13 protein-coding genes and 1 tRNA gene are annotated in these 16,275 nt (G+C 56.1%); all 14 read left to right on the forward strand.

Annotated features, from left to right (window positions below):
• A partial coding sequence (locus BM035_RS21080; RefSeq protein WP_368073302.1) for an EF-Tu C-terminal domain-related protein occupies positions 1-447 on the forward strand: 447 nt, incomplete at its 5' end.
• Positions 448-484: 37 nt separating this feature from the next.
• Positions 485-560, forward strand: a tRNA-Trp gene (locus BM035_RS21085).
• A gap of 33 nt (positions 561-593) precedes the next feature.
• Positions 594-962 (forward strand): preprotein translocase subunit SecE, encoded by a 369-nt coding sequence (secE, locus tag BM035_RS21090; protein ID WP_008174826.1) that lies wholly within the window; start codon positions 594-596, stop codon positions 960-962.
• 12 nt (positions 963-974) lie between these two features.
• Complete coding sequence (nusG, locus tag BM035_RS21095; RefSeq protein ID WP_008174829.1) at positions 975-1,508, forward strand: transcription termination/antitermination protein NusG; 534 nt, start codon at positions 975-977, stop codon at positions 1,506-1,508.
• A gap of 117 nt (positions 1,509-1,625) precedes the next feature.
• A complete protein-coding gene (gene rplK / locus BM035_RS21100; protein ID WP_008174831.1) occupies positions 1,626-2,057 on the forward strand; it encodes a 50S ribosomal protein L11 in 432 nt (143 codons plus the stop codon).
• Between the two features lies 1 nt (position 2,058).
• On the forward strand, positions 2,059-2,757 hold the full coding sequence (rplA, locus tag BM035_RS21105) for a 50S ribosomal protein L1 (protein ID WP_008174833.1): 699 nt from the start codon (positions 2,059-2,061) through the stop codon (positions 2,755-2,757).
• A gap of 225 nt (positions 2,758-2,982) precedes the next feature.
• Positions 2,983-3,513, forward strand: a complete 531-nt coding sequence (gene rplJ, locus BM035_RS21110; protein ID WP_008174835.1) for a 50S ribosomal protein L10 — start codon at positions 2,983-2,985, stop codon at positions 3,511-3,513.
• Between the two features lie 40 nt (positions 3,514-3,553).
• Entirely contained in the window at positions 3,554-3,931 is a 378-nt protein-coding gene (gene rplL / locus BM035_RS21115) for a 50S ribosomal protein L7/L12 (RefSeq protein ID WP_008174836.1), read from the forward strand.
• Between the two features lie 241 nt (positions 3,932-4,172).
• Positions 4,173-8,252: a DNA-directed RNA polymerase subunit beta gene (rpoB, locus tag BM035_RS21120; protein ID WP_008174839.1), complete on the forward strand. Its 4,080-nt coding sequence runs from the start codon at positions 4,173-4,175 to the stop codon at positions 8,250-8,252.
• A 76-nt stretch (positions 8,253-8,328) separates the two neighbouring features.
• Positions 8,329-12,543 carry a DNA-directed RNA polymerase subunit beta' gene (rpoC, locus tag BM035_RS21125; protein ID WP_008174840.1) on the forward strand — a complete coding sequence of 1,405 codons (4,215 nt, stop codon included), beginning with the start codon at positions 8,329-8,331 and terminating at the stop codon, positions 12,541-12,543.
• Between the two features lie 167 nt (positions 12,544-12,710).
• Positions 12,711-13,085 carry a 30S ribosomal protein S12 gene (gene rpsL / locus BM035_RS21130; RefSeq protein WP_008174844.1) on the forward strand — a complete coding sequence of 125 codons (375 nt, stop codon included), beginning with the start codon at positions 12,711-12,713 and terminating at the stop codon, positions 13,083-13,085.
• 114 nt (positions 13,086-13,199) lie between these two features.
• Entirely contained in the window at positions 13,200-13,670 is a 471-nt protein-coding gene (rpsG, locus tag BM035_RS21135) for a 30S ribosomal protein S7 (protein WP_008174847.1), read from the forward strand.
• An 18-nt stretch (positions 13,671-13,688) separates the two neighbouring features.
• On the forward strand, positions 13,689-15,794 hold the full coding sequence (fusA, locus tag BM035_RS21140) for an elongation factor G (RefSeq protein ID WP_008174849.1): 2,106 nt from the start codon (positions 13,689-13,691) through the stop codon (positions 15,792-15,794).
• A gap of 35 nt (positions 15,795-15,829) precedes the next feature.
• A partial coding sequence (locus BM035_RS21145) for a GTP-binding protein (protein ID WP_139216087.1) occupies positions 15,830-16,275 on the forward strand: 446 nt, incomplete at its 3' end.

Raw genomic sequence — 16,275 nt, forward strand, 5'->3', positions numbered from 1 at the left:
GGTATCAAGGATACCGTGAAGACTACTTGTACTGGTGTTGAGATGTTCCGCAAGCTGCTGGACGAAGGTCGTGCCGGTGAGAACATTGGTGCGCTGCTGCGTGGCACCAAGCGTGACGACGTTGAGCGTGGTCAGGTTCTGGCGGTTCCGGGTTCCATCACTCCGCACACCAAGTTCGAGTGCGAAGTGTACGTACTGTCCAAAGAAGAAGGCGGCCGTCATACTCCGTTCTTCAAGGGCTACCGTCCGCAGTTCTACTTCCGTACCACCGACGTGACCGGTTCTTGCGAACTGCCGGAAGGTGTGGAAATGGTTATGCCGGGTGACAACGTCAAGATGAGTGTTACCCTGATTGCTCCGATCGCCATGGAAGATGGCCTGCGCTTCGCGATTCGTGAAGGCGGCCGTACCGTTGGTGCCGGCGTAGTCTCCAAGATTATCGAGTAATAGACTCGAGAGTAAGTGCACTGAGTTGTTTCGGTGCAGGCCAGTAGCTCAATTGGCAGAGCAGCGGTCTCCAAAACCGCAGGTTGGGGGTTCGATTCCCTCCTGGCCTGCCATTTTTTAACATCCGGATACATAAGTTGATTCCTATGGAGTCAAAAGCCGTTCAGTCAGCCAGCCGTTTCGATTTCGTGAAGTGGCTGGTTGTTTTCGTTCTGATCGCCATCGGTGTGGTGGGGAATCAGTATTATAGTGCCGAGTCTCTGCTGTATCGGGTTCTGGCTCTTGTAGGTCTCGCAATTGTGGCGGCGCTTGTTGCCCTCCAGACCGACCGTGGTCGTCGCTTCGCGACGCTGCTGAAGGAGGCGAGAGTCGAGATCCGGAAAGTGGTATGGCCCACCAGGCCCGAGCTCGTGCAGACGACAGCGATTGTTGTGGTGTTTGTGCTCGTTGTGGCTCTGTTGTTGTGGGGTATGGATTCGTTGATCAGCTGGCTGGTCGCCGGGTTTATCGGTTAACAGGAGTGGGCAATGGCTAAGCGCTGGTACGTCGTTCATGCGTATTCTGGCTTCGAAAAGCAGGTGATGCGCACTCTCAGGGAGCGCGTTGCGCTGCACGAGATGGAAGACCGTTTCGGCGAGATCCTGGTTCCGACCGAGGAAGTCGTCGAAATGCGAGAAGGGAAGAAGCGCAAGAGTGAGCGCAAATTCTATCCCGGGTACGTACTGGTCCAGATGGAAATGGACGATGCGACGTGGCACCTTGTGAAGAACACCCCGCGTGTTCTTGGTTTTATTGGTGGTACCAAGGATAAGCCTGCACCGATCACCGAAAAGGAAGCGGAAGCGATCCTTCGTCGAGTCGAAAGCGGTGCAGACAAGCCCAAGCCGAAGACGCTGTTCGAGCCGGGTGAGATTGTTCGCGTTGTTGAAGGTCCTTTTGCGGACTTCAATGGTGTGGTTGAGGAAGTTGACTACGACAAGAGTCGGGTCAAGGTTGCCGTTCTGATCTTTGGTCGTTCAACTCCGGTAGAGCTGGAGTTTGGGCAGGTCGAAAAAGACTGACCGGTAACGGGAAAGCTGAAAGCTCGCGCGCTCAAGCGACGCGGGCTTTTTGTGTCTGCTCTTAGCAGTTGTAAAAACGGGGAGCCGAGAGGCGTTTGAACCCACAGGAGATCTATCATGGCAAAGAAAATTGAAGCGTACATCAAGCTTCAGGTTGCTGCCGGCAAGGCCAACCCGAGTCCCCCCGTTGGTCCTGCACTGGGTCAGCGCGGCGTAAACATCATGGAATTCTGCAAGGCGTTCAACGCCCAGACTCAGGACATGGAGCCTGGTCTGCCGATTCCGACCGTGATCACCGTTTACAGTGATCGCAGCTTTACCTTTATTACCAAGACTCCGCCTGCACCGGTTCTTCTCCTGAAGGCCGCTGGCATCAAGAGTGGCTCCGGTCGTCCGAATACCGAGAAAGTCGGTACCGTGACCCGCGAGCAGCTTGAAGAAATTGCCAAGACCAAAGAGCCGGACCTGACTGCAGCCGATATGGACGCAGCGGTACGTACCATTGCAGGAACAGCCCGCAGCATGGGCCTGAACGTGGAGGGCCTGTAACATGGCGAAGCTGAGCAAGCGTCAGAAGCTTATTCGTGAAAAGGTAGACTCTACTCGTTCCTACTCTGTCGACGAAGCAGTTGCACTGCTGGTTGAGCTGGGCCAGAACGTGAAGTTCAAAGAGTCTGTCGACGTAGCCGTCAATCTGGGCGTTGACGCACGTAAATCCGACCAGGTTGTCCGTAGCAGCACTGTTCTGCCTCACGGCACCGGCAAGACCGTTCGCGTCGCTGTATTTACCCAGGGCGCCAATGCCGAGAAAGCAACGGCTGCTGGTGCAGACGTTGTAGGCATGGACGATCTGGCGGACGAAGTTAAGAAAGGCAACATGGATTTCGACGTGGTTATCGCCACTCCGGACGCCATGCGTGTTGTTGGTCAGCTGGGCCAGATTCTTGGTCCCCGTGGCCTGATGCCGAACCCGAAGGTGGGTACTGTGACTCCTGACGTCGAGACTGCGGTCAAGAACGCCAAGGCCGGTCAGGTTCGTTACCGCACCGACAAGAACGGCATTATCCACGCTCCGCTGGGTAACGTTGAATTCTCTGCGCAGAACATCAAGGAAAACCTTGAAGCTCTGGTAGCAGATCTGAAAAAGGCCAAGCCGTCGTCGGCGAAAGGTGTGTATCTCAAAAAGATCACCATTTCCTCGACTATGGGTCCTGGCCTGACTATCGATCAGAGCGGTCTCGCTATTTGATCCTTTGATCGGTGGTTACTTTGTAGTCTGGGCGGAAGCCAAGGCTGTCAAAGACCGCAGGCCCCCGAAGCACTTTCGGTCTGACTGGAAGTGCTGCAAGGGTTAAAGCAACGCCTGCGCAGACGGTGTGAAGACGTTCTCTCTGAACCCAAACACCGTTAGGAGCCCCGCGAGGGGTATATGTGGGTTTGCCGGGAAGACCCGGCGAAATCGAGGAGAAATCCAGTGGCAATTAGACTCGAAGACAAGAAAGCGATCGTCGCTGAAGTCAACGAGACTGCCGGTGGTGCTCTGTCTGTGGTTATGGCTGACTACCGTGGTGTTACCTCTGGTGACATGACGGCGCTTCGTGCCAAGGCTCGTGCCGAAAACGTGCGTCTGAAGGTTGTTCGTAACAACCTGGCGAAGATCGCGATTCGCGGTACCGAGTTCGAGTGCATCGACGAAGCCCTGGTCGGCCCGACCATTCTGGCATTCTCTATGGAAGATCCGGGCGCGGCAGCGCGTCTGTTGAAGGATTTTGCCAAAGAGAAAGAGGCGTTCGAGATTAAGGCACTGGCCGTCGGCGGAGAGCTGATGGGTGCAGACCAGATCGACCGTCTTGCCAAGCTGCCAACACGTCACGAAGCGCTGACAATGCTGGCCGCAGTAACACAGGCACCGATCACCAAGCTGGCACGGACACTGAACGAAGTTCCTTCGAAAGTGACTCGTGCTGTAGCGGCAGTTCGCGACCAGAAGCAAGAAGCTGCTTGATTCTGTTGAACACCATTTTTTATATTTTTGGGAGAAAGTCATGGCTCTGTCTAACGAAGACATTTTGAACGCAATCGCTGAAATGAGCGTAATGGACGTAGTTGCGCTGGTTGAAGCAATGGAAGAAAAATTCGGTGTTTCTGCCGCTGCAGCCGTTGCTGCTGCGCCGGCAGCTGCTGGTGGTGGCGAAGCCGCTGCTGAAGAGCAGACCGAGTTTGACGTTGTACTTACCGGTCCTGGTGAGAAGAAAGTAAACGTAATCAAGGCCGTTCGTGAACTGACTGGCCTGGGTCTGAAAGAAGCCAAGGAAATGGTCGACAGCGCTCCTTCCGTTATCAAGGAAGCAGCTAGCAAAGACGACGCTGAAGAAGCCAAGAAGAAGCTTGAGGAAGCAGGCGCTTCTGTTGAGCTCAAGTAAGAGTCGGCTGTTGATCGAAACCGTGCGATAAGCATGGACAGGCTGGTGGCTTTGGGCCACCGGCCTTTTTCTGTTGTATATGCTATAGAGTCTGGTGAGCAATTGCAGGTTGATGTCAGATCTATAACCTACAGCCAGAGTCTTGTTCAAGACGGCGCGATAAGCCGAGCAATTCGGCCCCGAAGCAGAACATTGGTTGCTTCTTGATACCAGGTATCAGGTCTAAAGCTGGGGAATGCAGATGACTTACTCCTACACTGAGAAAAAGCGGATTCGCAAAGATTTTAGTAAATTGCCTTCCGTGATGGACGTCCCCTATTTGCTGTCTATTCAGCTGGATTCGTTCCGGGACTTCCTCCAAATGGAAGCCGCTCCTGAAGACCGCCGGGAAACCGGTCTTCACGCAGCATTCAAATCCGTATTCCCGATTGTCAGTTACTCTGGCAATGCCGCGCTCGAATACGTGAGCTATCGTATTGGCGAGCCGGTTTTTGATGTCAAGGAATGCCAGCTTAGGGGCGTAACCTATGCAGCGCCGCTGCGGGTGAAGGTCCGCCTTATCATTTACGATAAGGAATCGTCCAACAAGGCGATCAAGGACATTAAAGAGCAGGAAGTCTACATGGGCGAGATGCCCCTGATGACCGAGAACGGTACCTTCGTTATCAACGGTACCGAGCGCGTTATTGTTTCCCAGCTCCACCGGTCTCCGGGTGTGTTCTTCGATCACGACAAGGGCAAGACCCATTCCTCCGGCAAGCTACTGTATTCTGCCCGGGTGATTCCTTACCGTGGTTCCTGGCTGGACTTCGAGTTTGATCCGAAGGACTCCGTGTTCGTTCGTATCGACCGTCGTCGTAAGCTTCCGGCATCCATTCTGTTGCGTGCCCTGGGCTACACCTCCGAGCAGATGCTGGAGATGTTCTTCGAAACCAGTAAATTCAGCCTGGGCGCGGAAGTGTGCAAGCTGGAGCTGGTGCCGAGCCGTCTGCGTGGCGACATCGCGACCTTCGATATCAAGGACAATGACGGTAACGTGATTGTCGAAGAAGGTCGCCGGATTACGGCCCGCCACATCAAGCAGTTGGAAAAAGCCGGCATCAACGAGCTTGAGGTGCCGACCGAGTACCTGTACGGCCGTGTACTGGCGAAAGACATGATCGATCAGGGTTCCGGTGAAGTCCTGGTGGAGTGTAACTCCGAGCTGACAGAAGAGCTGGTCACCAAGATTCTCGACGCTGGCGTGAAGGATATCGAAACCCTTTACACCAACGATCTGGACTGTGGTCCGTTCATGTCTGACACCCTGCGTATCGATCCGACTCGCACGCCGCTCGAAGCGCTGGTTGAGATCTACCGGATGATGCGCCCGGGTGAGCCGCCCACCAAGGAGTCGGCTGAGAACCTGTTTAATAACCTGTTCTTCTCTGAAGAGCGCTATGACCTGTCTGCGGTTGGCCGGATGAAGCTGAACCGCCGTCTGCGCCGTGAAGAAAGCACAGGTGAGGGCACCCTGACCCACGAAGACATCATCGACGTTCTCAAGACCCTGATCGACATACGTAACGGCCAGGGCAATGTGGACGATATCGATAACCTGGGTAACCGTCGTGTTCGCTGCGTTGGCGAAATGGCCGAAAACCAGTTCCGCGTTGGCCTGGTTCGGGTTGAGCGAGCGGTTCGTGAGCGTCTGAGCCTTGCTGAAAGCGAAGGGCTGATGCCGCAGGACCTGATTAACGCCAAGCCGGTAGCAGCCGCGGTTAAAGAATTCTTCGGCTCAAGCCAGCTGTCGCAGTTCATGGACCAGAACAACCCGTTGTCCGAGGTCACGCACAAGCGTCGTATCTCTGCGTTGGGCCCAGGTGGTCTGACCCGTGAGCGTGCAGGCTTTGAGGTTCGTGACGTACACCCGACCCACTACGGTCGCGTATGCCCAATCGAGACGCCGGAAGGTCCGAACATCGGTCTTATCAACTCGCTGGCGACTTACGCGCGCTCCAACTCCTACGGTTTCCTCGAGAGTCCGTACCGGAAAGTTGAGAACGGCGTGGTAACCGATGAAGTGGTTTACCTGTCCGCTATCGAGGAGAGCAACTACGTCATCGCCCAGGCCAGTGCTGCCATGGACGAGAAGACCAAGCGTCTGACCGACGAACTGGTTACCGTTCGCCACCAGAACGAATTTACCGTTACTCCGCCGGAGAGCGTTAACTTCATGGATGTATCTCCGCGCCAGGTAGTATCGGTCGCGGCATCCCTGATCCCGTTCCTGGAGCATGACGACGCCAACCGGGCACTGATGGGTGCGAACATGCAGCGTCAGGCGGTTCCGACACTCAAAGCCCAGGTTCCCCTGGTAGGAACCGGTGTTGAGCGTACGGTTGCCCAAGACTCTGGCGTCTGTGTATCGGCTCGCCGCGGCGGTGTGATCGAAAGCGTTGACGCTTCGCGCATCGTGGTTCGTGTCAATAACGAGGAAACCGAAGCGGGTGATGCAGGTGTGGATATCTACAACCTGACCAAGTACACCCGTTCGAACCAGAACACCTGTATCAACCAGCGCTCCATCGTGCGTCAGGGCGATATTATTGCCCGTGGCGACGTGCTGGCAGACGGTCCCTCTGTGGATCTGGGTGAGCTGGCACTGGGGCAGAACATGCGCATCGCGTTCATGCCCTGGAACGGTTACAACTTTGAGGACTCCATCCTCATTTCCGAGAAAGTGGTGCAGGAAGATCGCCTGACCACCATCCACATTCAGGAACTGACCTGTGTGGCTCGGGACACCAAGCTGGGTAGCGAAGAAATCACCGCGGATATTCCGAACGTTGGTGAAAGTGCGCTGTCCAAGCTGGATGAGTCCGGTATTGTTTACATTGGTGCTGAAGTGGGCCCCGGTGACATTCTGGTAGGCAAGGTCACACCGAAGGGTGAGACCCAGCTGACGCCTGAGGAGAAGCTGCTGCGTGCCATCTTTGGTGAGAAGGCGTCCGATGTTAAGGACACCTCCTCCCGCGTGCCGACTGGCACCCGCGGCACCGTTATCGACGTGCAGGTCTTTACCCGCGACGGTATCGAGAAGGATCAGCGTGCCCAGTCCATCGAGAAAGAGCAGCTGGACCAGTATCGCAAGGATCTGAAAGACGAGTACCGGATTGTTGAAGGTGCGACATTCGAGCGTCTGAACAGTGCGTTGAAAGGGCAGGAAGTGATCAGTGGGCCGGGTCTGAAGAAGGGCGCCACGCTCGAAGAGAGCTACCTGGCCGAGCTGCCGCGTTCTGACTGGTTCAAGCTCCGGATGAAAGATGAGAGCCTGAACGAGCTGCTGGAGAAATCCGAGCAGGGTCTGGAAGACCGCAAGAAGGAACACGAAGCGCGCTTTGACGACAAGAAAGGCAAGCTTCAGCAGGGCGACGACCTCGCACCGGGCGTACTGAAGATCGTCAAGGTATACCTGGCTATCAAGCGTCGTATCCAGCCGGGTGACAAGATGGCCGGTCGTCACGGTAACAAGGGTGTTATTTCCTCGGTGATGCCGATCGAAGACATGCCTTACGACGAGCACGGCAACACGGTTGACGTGGTTCTGAACCCGCTGGGTGTCCCCTCGCGGATGAACGTAGGTCAGGTGCTTGAGACTCATCTGGGTGCTGCAGCCAAGGGTCTGGGTGAGCGTATCAGCCAGATGCTGGACGAGCAGCGCAAGGTGGCTGAATTACGCAAGCTGCTGGATGAGATCTACAATCACTCAGACGAAGTGTTCAAGGTGGACCTGGATTCCCTGTCCGACAAGGAAATCCTGGAGATGTGCCACAACCTTCGCGGCGGTGTGCCCATGGCAACGCCGGTATTCGACGGTGCCAAGGAAGCCGAGGTCAAGCGCATGCTTGAGCTTGCGGGACTGAGCACTACCGGTCAGACCATGCTGTATGACGGTCGTACTGGTGATATGTTCGACCGCCCGGTAACGGTTGGCTACATGTACATCCTGAAGCTGAACCACCTGATCGACGACAAGATGCACGCTCGTTCCACCGGCTCTTACAGCCTGGTTACCCAGCAACCGCTGGGTGGTAAGGCGCAGTTCGGTGGCCAGCGCTTCGGTGAGATGGAAGTGTGGGCTCTCGAGGCCTACGGTGCAGCTTACACGCTGCAGGAGATGCTCACCGTCAAGTCTGATGACGTGAACGGTCGGACCAAGATGTACAAGAACATTGTCGATGGCGATCATCGGATGGAGCCGGGCATGCCCGAATCCTTCAACGTTCTTGTCAAGGAAATCCGCTCGCTGGGTATCGACATCGAGCTGGAATCCGAGTGAGCCGAATTGTTTTTGGCAGCGTGAGCGGGCACGACCAGTGCCCGCCCGAGATTAACGCCATCCGGAGCTTTTACTGATGAAAGATTTGCTGAATCTTCTCAAGAGCCAGAACCAAAGCAAGGAATTCGACGCCATCCGTATTGGCCTGGCGTCGCCTGACATGATCCGTTCCTGGTCCTTTGGCGAAGTGAAGAAGCCTGAGACCATTAACTACCGTACCTTCAAGCCGGAGCGCGACGGTCTTTTCTGTGCCAAGATCTTCGGCCCGATCAAGGACTACGAGTGTCTGTGCGGTAAATACAAACGCCTCAAGCATCGCGGTGTTATCTGCGAGAAGTGTGGCGTTGAGGTTGCGCTGGCCAGTGTCCGCCGTGAGCGCATGGGCCATATTGAGCTGGCCAGCCCGGTCGCGCACATCTGGTTCCTGAAGTCACTGCCGTCCCGTATCGGTCTGATGCTGGACATGACCCTGCGCGATATCGAGCGGGTCCTGTACTTCGAATCCTTTATTGTTATCGATCCGGGGATGACCACCCTGGAGAAGGGCCAGCTGCTGAACGATGAGCAGTACTATGAAGCCCTGGAAGAATTCGGCGACGAGTTCGACGCCCGCATGGGTGCCGAAGCGGTCAAGGAGCTCCTTGAAGGTATTGATCTGCAGGAAGAGGTCGATGCCCTGCGTGAGGAGATTCCGCAGACCAACTCCGAAACCAAGATCAAGAAGTTCAGCAAGCGTCTGAAAATTCTTGAGGCGTTCCTGTATTCCGGCAACAAGCCAGGCGACATGGTCATGACCGTGCTGCCGGTGCTTCCGCCGGATCTGCGCCCGCTGGTACCGCTGGACGGTGGCCGCTTCGCGACCTCTGATCTGAACGATCTTTACCGTCGGGTGATCAACCGGAACAACCGTCTCAAGCGCCTGCTGGAGCTGAACGCTCCGGATATCATCGTGCGTAACGAGAAACGGATGCTGCAGGAAGCCGTTGACGCGCTGCTGGACAACGGGCGCCGTGGCCGGGCCATTACCGGCACCAACAAGCGCCCGCTGAAGTCCCTGGCTGACATGATCAAGGGTAAGCAGGGTCGTTTCCGTCAGAACCTGCTTGGTAAGCGTGTGGACTACTCCGGTCGTTCAGTGATCGTGGTCGGTCCGTACCTGCGCCTGCACCAGTGTGGTCTGCCAAAGAAGATGGCACTGGAATTGTTCAAGCCGTTTATTTTCTCCAAGTTGGAGCACCGCGGCCTGGCGACCACCATCAAGGCCGCCAAGAAGATGGTCGAGCGCGAGGAAGGCGTGGTCTGGGATATCCTGGACGAAGTCATCCGTGAGCATCCGATCATGCTGAACCGTGCGCCGACCCTGCACCGTCTGGGTATCCAGGCATTCGAGCCGGTTCTGATCGAAGGCAAGGCGATCCAGCTGCATCCGCTGGTGTGTGCGGCCTACAACGCCGACTTTGACGGCGACCAGATGGCGGTTCACGTACCGCTGACCCTGGAAGCCCAGCTCGAAGCCCGTGCGCTGATGATGTCCACCAACAACGTGCTGTCGCCGGCCAACGGCGAGCCGATTATCGTGCCGTCCCAGGACGTGGTACTCGGCCTGTACTACATGACCCGTGAGCGCAAGAGCGCCCTGGGTGAGGGTATGGTGTTTGCCGACGTCAAAGAGGCGCATCGTGCCTACGGCGCTGGCAAGGTCGACCTTCAGGCGATCGTCAAGGTTCGCGTGAAGGAAGTGGCGATTGCCGAAGATGGCTCCCGTACCGAGCAATACAAGATTGTTGATACCACGGTTGGTCGTGCTCTGCTGTTTGACATCGTGCCTGATGGCCTGTCCTACGAGCTGGTCAACAAGCCGATGGTCAAGAAGGCAATCTCTAACCTGATCAACACCTGCTACCGTGATGCCGGTCTGAAAGACACCGTCATCTTCGCGGATCAGTTGATGTACATGGGTTATCACTATGCGACCGTTTCCGGTATCTCTATTGGTTTCAACGATTTCGAGATTCCGCCGGAGAAGTACGAGCTGGTTGATGCCGCATCCGCTGAGGTGAAGGATATCGAAACCCAGTACGCGTCCGGTCTGCTGACCCAGGGCGAGAAGTACAACAAGGTTATCGACATCTGGTCACGTGCCAACGATAAAGTTTCCAAAGCCATGATGGAGCGTCTGGCGAAGGAGCAGGTTATCGGGCCTGACGGACAACCGGTGAAGGGCGAGGACGGCGAATACCTGATGCAGGAGTCGTTCAACTCGGTTTACATGATGGCCGATTCCGGCGCCCGGGGTTCCGCGGCCCAGATCCGTCAGCTGGCCGGTATGCGTGGCCTTATGGCCAAGCCGGACGGCTCTATTATCGAAACGCCGATCACTGCGAACTTCCGTGAAGGTCTGAACGTACTCCAGTACTTCATCTCCACTCACGGTGCCCGTAAGGGTCTGGCGGATACCGCTCTGAAGACCGCGAACTCCGGTTACCTGACCCGTCGTCTGGTAGATGTCTCCCAGGATCTGGTCGTTACCGAGCCTGACTGTGGTACCGACGAAGGTCTGCTGATGACGCCGCACATCGAAGGTGGCGACGTTGTAGTACCGCTGGGTGACCGGGTTCTGGGTCGTGTGACCGCCCGTGATGCGTTTACTCCGACCGACAAGGATAACGCCGTTATCGAAGCCGGCACTCTGCTGGACGAGAAGGCCGTTGAAACCCTCGAGCGGGCCGGTGTGGATGAAGTCTGGGTTCGCTCTGCGATCACCTGTGAAACCCGCCACGGTATCTGCTCCAAGTGCTACGGCCGTGATCTGGCCCGTGGTCACGAGGTTAACGTCGGTGAAGCTGTGGGCGTTATCGCTGCGCAGTCCATCGGTGAGCCGGGTACCCAGCTGACTATGCGTACCTTCCACATTGGTGGTGCGGCCAGCCGGGCGTCCGCGGTGGACAATATCCAGGTCAAGCATGGCGGTACCGTCCGTCTGCACAATATGAAGTCGATCGAGAAGGCCGACGGTACTCTGGTGGTGATTTCCCGTTCCTCCGCGTTGGCCATTGCCGATGACCAGGGTCGTGAGCGTGAATGGTACAAGCTGCCATACGGTGCTGTTCTATCCGTCAAGCACGGTGATGCGGTTGAAGCGGGCGTTGTGGTTGCCAAGTGGGATCCGCACACCCACCCGATCATCGCCGAGGCTGGTGGTACCGCGAAATTCGTCAACATGGACCAGGGCATCACTGTCCGCACCCAGACCGACGAATTGACGGGCCTGTCCACCATGGAGGTCATCGACTCCAAGGAGCGTCCTGCAGCTGGTAAGGACATTCGTCCGGCGATCCAGCTCATTGATGAGAAGGGTGAAGAAGTGGAGCTGCCAGGTGGCGGTACCGCGATCTTCTTCCTGCCGGCAAACGCTCTGGTCACTATGGCCAACGGCGCGCGGATCGAACTGGGTGACGTGGTAGCACGGATCCCGCAGGAAAGCTCCAAGACCCGGGATATCACCGGTGGTCTGCCGCGGGTTGCCGACCTGTTCGAGGCTCGTCGTCCGAAGGAATCCTCCATCCTGGCTGAAATCAGCGGTATGGTCTCGTTCGGCAAGGAAACCAAGGGCAAGAAGCGTCTGGTTATCACACCGAAGGATGGGGATGCATACGAAGTTCTGATTCCGAAGCACCGTCAGCTCAACGTCTTCGAAGGCGAGACCGTTGAGAAGGGTGAGGTAATCTCGGACGGTCCGTCCAACCCGCACGATATTCTGCGTCTGCTGGGTGTGGTGGAACTGGCCAAGTACATCACCAACGAAATCCAGGACGTTTACCGTCTGCAGGGTGTTGTCATCAACGATAAACACATTGAGGTTATCGTTCGTCAGATGCTGCGGAAAGTGGAAATCACCGATCCCGGCGATACCACTCTGCTTTCCGGCGACCAGGTGGAAATCACCCAGGTGCTGGAAGAAAACGAGAAGGCCGATGCCGCCGACAAAGAGCCTGCACGGTTCGAGCGTCTGCTGCTGGGTATCACCAAGGCTTCCCTGGCCACCGAGTCGTTCATTTCTGCGGCTTCGTTCCAGGAAACTACCCGGGTACTCACCGAAGGTGCGGTTACCGGTAAGCGTGATTACCTGCGCGGCCTGAAGGAAAACGTTGTGGTTGGTCGACTGATTCCGGCCGGTACCGGTCTGGCATACCACAACGAGCGTCGTCGCAAGCGTGACCTGGAAGAGCAGGGCGTAACCGCGGCCGACGTGGAAGAAGCTCTGAGTGCCGAGCTCAACCGCGAAAGCTAAGTTGAGACGGCGCGCCGCCTCCGGGTAGTTACCTACCCGGGAGGTGGTCAAAAAGAGACCAGTCATCTTGACTGTCCGGGGGCGCAGGCTTACACTTGCGTCCCTTAAATTTTACCCCCTGCACAGGGGGTAAGTTTCATTGATATGGTTTTTTGGAGTTTGCTTACATGGCAACGATTAATCAGTTGGTGCGTAAGCCTCGTAAGCGCAAGGTAGCCAAGAGCGATGTTCCTGCTCTCCAGGCCTGCCCTCAGCGCCGTGGTGTGTGCACTCGTGTGTATACCACAACGCCGAAGAAGCCGAACTCAGCACTGCGTAAAGTGTGCCGTGTTCGTCTGACCAACGGCTACGAGGTTTCCTCATACATTGGTGGTGAAGGTCACAACCTTCAGGAGCACAGTGTTGTGCTTATCCGTGGCGGTCGAGTAAAAGACCTTCCGGGTGTGCGCTATCACACTGTTCGCGGAACGCTGGACACCCAGGGTGTACAGAACCGTAAGCAGGGCCGCTCCAAGTACGGTGCAAAACGACCCAAGTCCTGATGTCCCGAGCGGGTGTCTTTTATCGTTGCTTGTCAGAACGGTAAGAGTAAGGCTGAGTAGCATTTGCTATCTCAGGGGTTCCTGAAGACCTTTTAGATATATAAGGGCTTATCGATGCCTAGAAGAAGAGTTGCAGCTAAACGGGAAATTATCCCGGATCCGAAATTCGGCAGTGCACGTCTTGCCAAGTTCATCAACCACGTGATGGAAAGTGGCAAGAAGTCTACCGCAGAGCGCATTGTTTACGGCGCTCTGGATATTGTTGCCGAGAAATCCAAAGAAGAGCCGATCGACATGTTCGAGAAGGCCCTGGAGAACATCCAGCCGATGGTTGAGGTTAAGTCCCGTCGTGTTGGTGGTGCTACTTACCAGGTGCCTGTCGAAGTACGGCCTTCCCGTCAGAACGCGCTGGCAATGCGCTGGCTCGTAGAATATTCACGGAAGCGCGGTGAGAAGTCCATGGCTCAGCGTCTGGCTGGTGAAATCCTGGACGCCGCTGACAGCAAAGGCTCCGCTGTTAAGAAGCGTGAAGATGTTCACCGCATGGCAGAAGCCAACAAGGCGTTCTCTCACTTCCGTTTCTAATCAGCCGAGGTTTATACAGTGGCACGCAAGACTCCTATCAAGCGTTACAGAAACATTGGTATTTGTGCGCACGTTGATGCGGGCAAAACCACGACCACCGAGCGGGTACTGTTCTATACAGGTATTTCCCACAAGATCGGTGAAGTTCATGATGGTGCAGCTACCATGGACTGGATGGAGCAGGAGCAGGAGCGTGGTATTACCATCACCTCTGCTGCGACTACGACATTCTGGCAGGGTATGGACAAGCAGTACCCGGAGCACCGGATCAACATCATCGACACCCCGGGGCACGTTGACTTCACTATCGAAGTAGAGCGCTCCCTGCGCGTACTCGACGGTGCGGTTGTCGTGTTCTGTGGTTCCTCCGGTGTTGAGCCGCAGTCCGAGACTGTATGGCGTCAGGCCAACAAGTACGAAGTTCCCCGCATGGTGTTCGTCAACAAGATGGACCGTGCCGGTGCAAACTTCCTGCGCGTCGTCGAGCAGATCAAAAAGCGTCTCGGTGCGAACTGCGTTCCCATCCAGTTGCCGATCGGTGCTGAAGACAACTTCGCCGGTATCGTTGACCTGATCCGGAACAAGGCTATCTACTGGAACGAAGCTGACTCTGGCGCAACTTACGAGCAGAAAGACGTTCCCGCGGAAATGGAAGACGAAGTCGCCATGTACCGCGAGCAGATGGTTGAAGCTGCTGCAGAAGCCAACGAAGAGTTGATGGAAAAGTACCTCGAAGAGGGTGAGCTCTCCATCGACGATATCAAGAAGGGTCTGCGTATGCGTACCCTGGCGAACGAGATCGTTGTTGCTACCTGTGGTTCTGCGTTCAAGAACAAGGGTGTCCAGGCGGTTCTGGATTCCGTTATTGAGTTTCTGCCGGCGCCGGACGAAGTCAAGGCCATCCGTGGTGAAGTTGACGAAGACGGTACCGAGGAGCTTCGTGAGGCGGATGATGATGCGCCGTTCGCGGCACTGGCGTTCAAGATCGCCACAGACCCGTTTGTGGGCACGCTGACCTTCTTCCGGGTTTACTCCGGTAAGCTTGAGTCCGGTAATGCCGTCTACAACTCGGTCAAAGGCAAGAAAGAGCGCGTCGGTCGTATGGTTCAGATGCACTCCAAGGATCGCCAGGAAATCAAAGAAGTACTGGCGGGCGACATCGCTGCTGCGATCGGCCTGAAGAGCGTAACCACCGGTGACACCCTGTGCGACGAGAATCACAAGATCATTCTCGAGCGCATGGAATTCCCGGAGCCGGTAATCTCCGTTGCTGTTGAGCCGAAGTCCAAGGCGGACCAGGAAAAGATGGGCGTTGCCCTGGGTAAGCTGGCTCAGGAAGATCCGTCGTTCCGCGTTCGTACCGACGAAGAATCCGGTCAGACCATCATCTCTGGCATGGGTGAGCTTCACCTGGACATCATCGTTGACCGCATGCGTCGCGAGTTCAAGGTAGAGGCGAACATCGGCAAGCCGCAGGTGGCCTACCGTGAGCGCATTCGCAAGTCGGTAGACGTCGAAGGCAAATTCGTGCGTCAGTCTGGTGGTCGTGGTCAGTACGGTCACGTCAAGATCAAGCTTGAGCCGTTGCCGCTGGATGATGAAGATGGTGAAAACTTTATCTTCGTGAATGAGATTGTTGGTGGTGTTGTTCCCAAGGAATACATCCCGGCAGTTCAGCAGGGTATTGAAGAGCAGATGCAGAACGGCTGTCTGGCCGGTTATCCGCTGCTGCGTATCAAGGCAACCCTGTACGACGGTTCCTACCACGACGTCGACTCGAACGAGATGGCCTTCAAGGTCGCTGGTTCCATGGCAATGAAGAAGGGTGCCCTCGAGGCGAACCCGGCACTGCTCGAGCCGATCATGCGTGTTGAAGTTGTGACGCCGGAAGATTACATGGGTGATGTTGTAGGCGACCTGAACCGTCGTCGCGGCGTTATCCAGGGCATGGACGAAGGTCCTGCCGGTAAGGTCATCCGTGCAGAGGTTCCGTTGTCGGAAATGTTCGGTTACGCCACCGACCTGCGTTCTGCAACGCAAGGCCGGGCGTCCTATGCGATGGAGTTCTCTGGTTATTCAGAGGCACCTTCGAACATTGCCGAAGCGATCATTAAAAAGGGTTGATCCCCAGGACTTAAGAAACAGGAAGAGGTGTAACCGTGTCTAAATCTAAATTTGAGCGTAATAAGCCGCACTTGAACGTAGGCACCATTGGTCACGTTGACCATGGTAAAACCACTTTGACTGCTGCCCTGACCCGTGTATGTCACGAAGTTTGGGGTACAGGCTCTGCGAGTGCCTTCGACCAGATCGATAACGCACCGGAAGAGAAGGCGCGTGGTATTACTATTGCGACTTCCCACGTTGAGTACGATTCCCCGAATCGCCACTACGCTCACGTAGACTGCCCGGGCCACGCTGACTATGTGAAGAACATGATCACTGGTGCAGCGCAGATGGACGGCGCGATCCTGGTTTGCTCCGCAGCTGACGGCCCCATGCCGCAGACCCGTGAGCACATCCTGCTGTCCCGTCAGGTTGGCGTACCTTTCATCGTTGTGTTCCTGAACAAAGCGGACATGGTAGACGATGAAGAGCTGCTCGA

This window comes from Marinobacter sp. DSM 26671 (assembly GCF_900112835.1).
GTDB lineage: Bacteria > Pseudomonadota > Gammaproteobacteria > Pseudomonadales > Oleiphilaceae > Marinobacter > Marinobacter flavimaris.

Bases quoted from the DNA above. Each gene is read 5' to 3' on its own strand.
- secE (WP_008174826.1), top strand. From the start codon at position 594: ATGGAGTCAAAAGCCGTTCAGTCAGCCAGCCGTTTCGATTTCGTGAAG.
- nusG (WP_008174829.1), top strand. From the start codon at position 975: ATGGCTAAGCGCTGGTACGTCGTTCATGCGTATTCTGGCTTCGAAAAG.
- rplK (WP_008174831.1), top strand. From the start codon at position 1,626: ATGGCAAAGAAAATTGAAGCGTACATCAAGCTTCAGGTTGCTGCCGGC.
- rplA (WP_008174833.1), top strand. From the start codon at position 2,059: ATGGCGAAGCTGAGCAAGCGTCAGAAGCTTATTCGTGAAAAGGTAGAC.
- rplL (WP_008174836.1), top strand. From the start codon at position 3,554: ATGGCTCTGTCTAACGAAGACATTTTGAACGCAATCGCTGAAATGAGC.
- rpoB (WP_008174839.1), top strand. From the start codon at position 4,173: ATGACTTACTCCTACACTGAGAAAAAGCGGATTCGCAAAGATTTTAGT.
- rpoC (WP_008174840.1), top strand. From the start codon at position 8,329: ATGAAAGATTTGCTGAATCTTCTCAAGAGCCAGAACCAAAGCAAGGAA.
- rpsL (WP_008174844.1), top strand. From the start codon at position 12,711: ATGGCAACGATTAATCAGTTGGTGCGTAAGCCTCGTAAGCGCAAGGTA.
- rpsG (WP_008174847.1), top strand. From the start codon at position 13,200: ATGCCTAGAAGAAGAGTTGCAGCTAAACGGGAAATTATCCCGGATCCG.